1 protein-coding gene is annotated in these 2080 nt (G+C 67.7%); it reads right to left on the reverse strand.

Translation table 11 applies throughout. From position 1 onward, the window contains the following. The coding region (locus GRF61_RS23920; protein ID WP_169153119.1) for a non-ribosomal peptide synthetase at positions 1–2080 on the reverse strand (2080 nt) is incomplete at both ends.

Raw genomic sequence — 2080 nt, forward strand, 5'->3', positions numbered from 1 at the left:
TGTTCGGCCACGCTCACGCCCAGCTTCGCCTGGGCGACGAAGCGGCGGAAGGGGACCGGTTCCGGAAGTTCGCCTTCCCTGCCCTCCTGGATCAGGGCGATCTCGCCCACCAGCAGTTCCAGCGTGGAATGGTCCAGGATCAGGTGGTGGCATGGCAGGCAGAGCAGCCAGCGCCGCCGGGGAAGGTCATGCGCCGCCAGCGCGTGGATCAGCGGGGCCTGGCGCACGTCGATGCGGTAGCGCCCGGGCGCGACTCTGGCCTCCAGCAGGCTGCGGGCATCCTCTCCTTCCCCTGCTTCGAGCCACTGCAGCCGGACTTCGGCCTGGCGATGGACGACCTGTACCGGCTCATGCAGCCCCTCCCACAGCACCGTGGTACGCAGGATATCGTGGCGCTGTATTGCCAGGTTGAGGCTGGAAATGAAGGACTCCAGGCGCTCTCGGCTGTCGAAACCCAAGAGATTCTGGGTGACGTAGGCATCGCCCTGCTGTTGTGCCAAGTGGTGGAACAACATGCCTTCCTGCAGCGGCGCCAGCGGGTAGATGTCCTGGATGTTCACCATCCCCCCCGGCACCTGCGCTGCGATACGTCCTAGCTCTTCAGCCTTCAGTGCCACCAGCGTGACCATCTCCGGCGTGATGGCTTCGCAACCGGCCGGAATCCGGTTGGGCGGTACCACCACTTCGGCCGGCTGCGGTTCGCTCTCCCGCGCGGCGGCAAACGCCGCCAGTTCCGGGTGCTGGAACAGACGCTTCACCGAGGCCGGCAGGCCTTGGCTGCGCAGCCGTTCCAGCAGCTTCAAGGCCAGCAGCGAGTGGCCGCCGAGTTCGAAGAAGCTGTCCCGTCTCCCGACCCGCTCCACCCCCAGCACTTCGGCCCAGATCGACGCCAGCCGCTCTTCCACTTCGCCCTGCGGCGCCTCGTAATCCTGGCTGCTGCCCGCCTCCGCCTTCGGCAGCGCCTTGCGGTCTATCTTGCCGTTGGCGTTCAGCGGCAGCGCGTCGAGCACCATCAGCACCGACGGCACCATGTAGTCCGGCAACTGCTCGCCGAGCTTGGTGCGCAGTCCGGCGGTGTCGATCTCCTCGCCTGCCTGGGCCGAGACGTAGCCCACCAGCCGTGCGCCGCCCGGGCCTTCGTCGGCCACCACCACCGCTTCACGCACTTCCGGCTGGGCCAGCAGCTGCGCTTCCACTTCGCCCAGTTCGATGCGGAAGCCGCGGATCTTGACCTGGTGGTCGATGCGACCCAGGTATTCCAGTTCGCCTTCCGCGTTCCAGCGCACCAGGTCGCCCGTGCGGTACAGCCGCCCACCGGCTTCGCCGTAGGGGTCGGCGATGAAGCGCTCGGCACTCAGCCCGGGGCGGTTCAGGTAGCCGCGCGCAAGGCCAACGCCGCCCAGGTAAAGCTCGCCGGCCACGCCGGCCGGGGTCAGGTTCAGTTCGGTGTCAAGCACGTAGGTGCGGATGCCGGTGATCGGGGCGCCGATAGGCACCAGGCTGCGGCCCTCGGCACGGCAGGTCCAGTGGGTGACGTCGACGGCGGCTTCAGTTGGGCCATACAGGTTGTACAGCGCCGCTTGCGGCAGCCGGGCGAACACGCCCTGCAGGGCTTCGGCCGGCAGGGCTTCACCGCTGCAGACGATGCGCCTGAGGCTGGTGCACGCTTCGATGCCTTCGTGGGCGAGGAAGGCTTGCAGCATGGAGGGAACGAAGTGCAGCGTCGTCACCTGGTGCTGGACGATCCGTTCGACCAGCCGTGCCGGCTCCCGGTGTTCGCCCGGCGCGACCACGGCGAGGCGGGCACCGACCATCAGCGGCCAGAAGAACTCCCACACCGAGACGTCGAAGCTGAAGGGGGTTTTTTGCAGGACGGTGTCCTGAGCGTTCAGCCGATAGGCGTCCTGCATCCACTTCAGGCGGTTGTACAGGGCGTGGTGCCGGTTGGCCGCGCCCTTGGGCCGCCCGGTGGAGCCGGAGGTGTAGATCACGTAGGCCAGGTTCTCTCCACTCACCGGCACGTCGGGGTTGTGCTCTGCCTCCGCCGCCAGTGCCAGCGTGTCCAGCTCCAGCACCGTGA

This window comes from Azoarcus sp. TTM-91 (assembly GCF_012911025.1).
Classification (GTDB): Bacteria; Pseudomonadota; Gammaproteobacteria; order Burkholderiales; family Rhodocyclaceae; genus Azoarcus.